At 70.5% G+C, this 4805-nt stretch carries 5 protein-coding genes; 2 read left to right on the top strand and 3 right to left on the bottom strand.

The window, feature by feature from the left end; all coding sequences use genetic code 11:
- Window positions 1–94: 94 nt before the first annotated feature.
- Entirely contained in the window at window positions 95–790 is a 696-nt protein-coding gene (locus PKH97_RS13740; RefSeq protein WP_324388098.1) for a class I SAM-dependent methyltransferase, read from the bottom strand.
- Window positions 790–2070, bottom strand: coding sequence for a glutamate-5-semialdehyde dehydrogenase (locus tag PKH97_RS13745; RefSeq protein WP_324388099.1), 1281 nt, complete (start codon window positions 2068–2070; stop codon window positions 790–792). Before PKH97_RS13745 ends, PKH97_RS13740 begins: the two co-directional genes overlap by 1 nt.
- A 112-nt stretch (window positions 2071–2182) precedes the next feature.
- On the opposite strand from PKH97_RS13745, the gene PKH97_RS13750 reads away from it, so the two are divergent.
- On the top strand, window positions 2183–2692 hold the full coding sequence (locus PKH97_RS13750) for a hypothetical protein (RefSeq protein WP_324388100.1): 510 nt from the start codon (window positions 2183–2185) through the stop codon (window positions 2690–2692).
- A gap of 58 nt (window positions 2693–2750) precedes the next feature.
- Window positions 2751–3602 (top strand): pyridoxal kinase PdxY, encoded by an 852-nt coding sequence (gene pdxY, locus PKH97_RS13755; protein ID WP_324388101.1) that lies wholly within the window; start codon window positions 2751–2753, stop codon window positions 3600–3602.
- 127 nt (window positions 3603–3729) lie between these two features.
- Here pdxY and proB read toward each other — a convergent pair whose 3' ends face one another.
- Window positions 3730–4803: a glutamate 5-kinase gene (gene proB / locus PKH97_RS13760; protein WP_324388103.1), complete on the bottom strand. Its 1074-nt coding sequence runs from the start codon at window positions 4801–4803 to the stop codon at window positions 3730–3732.
- Window positions 4804–4805: the final 2 nt, after the last annotated feature.

Raw genomic sequence — 4805 nt, forward strand, 5'->3', positions numbered from 1 at the left:
GCTGGCCCGCGCCGCGCGGCCGCTGACGGACACCGATGCCCAGGGTTCGCCGGCGCCACCTGACCCGGGCCGCTGGCGCGCCCGCTGAGTGCCGTCAGGCGACCGGGTGAGCGGTGGCGAAGAGCGAGACGCCGGGAAGCGACTTCACCGGCAAGTGACGCTCCAGTGCGACAACGACGCGAAGGGCCGCGTTGACCGGTCGCGGCATCTCCTCCAAGTCACTGCCCGAGCTGGCCCGGCGGCGCAGGGCCACCGTCGGACGCAGCAGGACGTTCCACGACCACAGGTCATCGACGACAAAACCGCTCCGGGACAACAGATCCGTCAGCGTGGTCCTGGTGTAGCGGCGCACGTGGTCCACCGCGACATCGTGCTCCGACCACAGCCGTGGGTCGGCGGGCACGGCGATCTGGAAGACCCCGTCGGGACGCAGCACGCGACGCACCTGCCGCACGGCCGCATCGTGGTCGACGATGTGCTCCAACACGTCGTAGGCGACGACCAGGTCGAGGCTGCTGTCGGCGACCGGAAGGGCCGTCGCGTCGCCGCGCACCACCTCGAGCCCGCGCGAGCGACCGACGAGCGCCCCCTCTTCGCCGTATTCGAGGGCCGCGACCTCCCAGCCGGCCGATTGCAGGACGCGCGTGTTGCCCCCGCCGGCCGCACCGATGTCGAGGGCCCGGCCGGGCGGCCTACCGGCAATCGAGCGGGCGAGCAGGTGACGACGCTCGGCATACCACCAGTGGGTGTCTTCGAGCGCGGTGAGTTTGCGGACTTCGTGGCCGCGCATCAGACGCGCACGTGCCCGTCGCCCTCGACGATCCACTTGGTCGTCGTCAGCTCCGGGAGGGCCATCGGGCCGCGGGCGTGCAACTTCTGGGTGGAGATGCCGATCTCGGCACCGAAGCCGAACTCGCCGCCGTCCGTGAAGCGGGTCGACGCGTTGACCATGACGGCAGCCGCGTCGACCTCCGCGCTCCAGCGCCGGGCGGCCGAGCGGTCCTCGGTGACGATCGCTTCGGTGTGGCCGGAGCCGTAGGTGCGCACGTGCTCGAGGGCGTCGTCCAACGAGCTGACGACGCCGACGGACATCTCGAGCGCGTGGAACTCGGTGGCGAAGTCGTCATCGGTGGCGACGGCAAAGGGGACCCCGGCCGCGGTCGCGATGGCGCTTGCGCGCTCGTCCGTATGCAGCACCACGCCCGCGCCGGCGAGCTCGGTCAGGGCCTTGGGCAGGAAGTCGGGCGCGACCGATTCGTGGACGAGCAGCGACTCGGCGGCATTGCAGACGCTGGGCCGGTGGGTCTTCGAGTTCATCGTGATCGCGAGCGCCTTGTCGAGGTCGGCGGCGCGGTCGACATAGACGTGACAGTTGCCGATGCCGGTCTCGATCACCGGGACCGTGGAGTTCAAAACGACCGAGTTGATCAGGTCGGCACCGCCGCGCGGGATCAGCAGGTCGACCAGGCCGCGGGCCGTCATCAGCGCGCGGACGGCGTCGTGGCCGCCTTCGAGCAGGCCGATGGCGTCGGGGTTGACCCCGTGTGCGGCAAGGGATTCGCGCATGACGTCCACGAGGACACGGTTGGAGTCGGCTGCCGCCGAGCCGCCGCGCAGGATCACGGCGTTGCCGGATTTCAGCCCCAGGCCGGCGGCGTCGACAGTGACATTGGGGCGGGCTTCGTAGATCATTCCGACGACACCCATCGGGACGCGGACCTGCCGGATCTGCAGGCCGTTGGCGAGGGTCGAGCCCCGGACGATCTCGCCGACCGGATCCGGAAGCGCGGCAATGTCACGCAGGGCGTCGGCGATCGCGGTGACCCGGTCCGGGGTCAGGGCGAGGCGATCCTGAAGGCTGGCTGGCATACCGCCGTTGCGACCGCGCTCGAGATCCACTGCGTTCGCCGCGACGATGCGGTCGGTGGCCGCGCCGAGGGCGTCGGCGAGGGCGTGCAGCGTTGCGTCCTTCGCGGCGCGCGACATCAGCGCGAGTTCGCGGGCGGCGACTCGCGCCCGGCCGGCCAACTGCGCAACCGCCTCGGTGGCGTCGGGGGAAACACTCGTCATACGGCAAGGGTACGGGCGACGCGAGCGCGCGCGCATCGCGTCCGCCTGTGCGAGGGTGGTCGCTCACGCCGGGCGCAGGGCCCGGCGCCCCAGTCCTGGGGAGGACTTTGCCATGTCTCGTTCGTCGATCGCCCTCGCCGCTGCAACGGCCGCCGCTCTGACTGTGGGCCTGAGCGCTCCCGCCCAGGCGGCGCCCGCCGAGCGCCTGTGCCGCGGGACCATCACCGGGGCGATCACCGGCTCCATCCGGGTGCCATCCGGTGCGACCTGCACGATTAACAATGCCAACGTCCGCGGGGCGATCAATGTCGACGCGCGGGGCAGCCTGACGGTCAACGGCGCGGTGATCGACCGCAGCGTCACGGCTGTCGGCTACACAAGAGTCTCGGTGACGAACTCCCGTGTCGGCGGCGCGATCAGCCTCAGCACGGGCGGCGCCATCGCCTTGACCGCGGTCGTCGTTGCCGGCAGTGTCACGCTCACGGCCAACCGCCAGGGCACCAAAGCGCTGAAGTACAACGCGATCTCGGGCAAGCTCTCCTGCACCAACAACGCCCCGGCACCGACGGGCGTCGCGAATGTCGTCTCGGGCGGGAAATTCGGTCAGTGCGTGCGCGTCTGAGTCAGGTGAGCGGCGGGCGCGCCCGGGGGCGCGGCGGGGCATACGGGAGAATGGCCTGGTGACCACGATCGTCTCCATCCAGTCCTCCGTCGCGTATGGCCACGTGGGCAACTCCGCGGCCGTCTTCCCCCTGCAGCGGCTGGGGGTCGAGGTCTGGCCCGTCTACACCGTGCACTTCTCCAACCACACCGGGTATGGCGCGTGGCGTGGCCCGCTGCTGGCGGCAGAAGACGTGCGGGCGGTCATCACCGGGATGGAGGAGCGCGAGGCGTTCCCCGATGTGGATGCGGTGCTATCGGGCTATCAAGGCGGCAGCCAGATCGGCGACGTCATCCTCGACGCCGTCGCCCGGGTCAAGGCGGCCAACCCGTCGGCCATCTATGCGTGCGACCCGGTCATGGGCAATGCCAAGAGCGGCTGCTTCGTCCACCCCGACATCCCCATCTTGCTGCGTGAACGCGTTGTGCCGCAAGCAGATCTGATCACGCCCAACCAGTTCGAGCTGGGCTTCCTGACCGGGACCGAGCCGGAGACGCTCGAGGACACCCTCGCCGCGGTCGACCTGGCGCGGGCGATGGGCCCCTCCACTGTGCTGGTGACCTCGGTGCTGCGCCCCGACCGGCCGGCCGACACCATCGAGATGCTCGCCGTCCACGGCGACGAGGCCTGGATCGTCCAGACGCCGCAGTTGCCGATGAAAGCCAACGGCTCCGGCGATGTGACCGCGGCCCTCTTCACCGCTCACCTGCTCAACTCGGGCCCCGATGAGGCGCTGGCCAAGACGGTGTCGTCGGTCTATGCCCTCCTGAAGCGGACCCTGGACTCCGGCCGCCGGGAGCTGCAACTGGTGCAGAGCCAGGAAGAGATCGCCCACCCGGCCATGGAGTTCGTGCCGACTCGGGTGCGCTGACCCCCTACCCGAAAAGCGAGCGAGTTGCCGAGCCCGATGTCGAGGCGCCCGGCCCTGGCGTCGTCGATGGTGTTGGCCCCCGGCGAAGGCGGGCGGCTGGCTCTGCGCCTGCCCGGGTGACCCGATCTCAGCGAACGACGAGGTTGTCGCGGTGGACGACCTCGCGTTCGTACTCGGGTCCGAACTCGCGGGCCAGTTCCTTGGTCGAGCGGCCGAGCAGCTTGGGGATCTCCCCGGAGTCGTAGCTGACCAGACCGCGCGCGATGATCGTGCCGTCGGGGCCGGCGATGTCGACCGGATCGCCCTCGGTGAAGGAGCCCACCAGCCCGGTGATCCCGGCGGGGAGGAGGGACTTGCGGCGCTCGACCAAGGCCGCAACGGCACCGGCGTCGACCACGAGAGTCCCGCGGGCCGCGGTGGCGTGCGCGATCCACAGCTTGCGGCTGGCCTTGCCGACCGAGTCCGGCAGGAAAATCGTCCCCACATCCTCGCCGGCCAAGGCCGGACCGACAGCGGGTGCCGCGCAGAGCACGGCCAGAACGCCTGCGGAGTTGGCGATCGCCGCCGCTTCGATCTTGGTGGCCATGCCCCCGGTGCCGACCATCGACCCGGACCCGCCGATGCGGACCTGGTCGAGATCGGACAGTGACCGGATCGCCGGAATGCGCTGTGCCCCAAGCTCACTCGGCGGCCCGTCATAGAGCGAGTCCACATCGGTCAACAGGACGAGCGCCTCGGCGCGCACCAGATGGGCGACTAGCGCCGCGAGCCGGTCGTTGTCGCCGAAGCGAATCTCGTGGGTCGCGACGGTGTCGTTTTCGTTGACGATCGGCACGATCCCCAACTCCAGCAGCCGGTCGAGCGTGCGCCGCGCGTTGGTGTAGTGCCCCCGCCGCGTCACATCGTCCGCGGTCAGCAGCACCTGCCCGACCGTAAGCCCGTATGCCGCGAACGCCGCCGTGTACGCCGCCATCAGTGCGCCTTGGCCCACGCTTGCCGCGGCCTGCTGGGTGGCCAGGTCGCGCGGCCGGCGGGTCAGCCCCAGCGGACCGATCCCGGCAGCGATGGCGCCGGAGGAGACGAGCACGACCGGCTCGCCCCGCTCGTTGATGATGACGTTCGCCGGCTTCAAGTCGCGGTGAACGATCCCGAGGCGATGCGCCTCGCCGAGCGCGCGCGCCGCAAGCTCGAAGAAGCGGATCC

The sequence above is a fragment of the Nostocoides sp. genome (assembly GCF_035343835.1).
Lineage (GTDB): Bacteria > Actinomycetota > Actinomycetes > Actinomycetales > Dermatophilaceae > Nostocoides_A > Nostocoides_A vanveenii.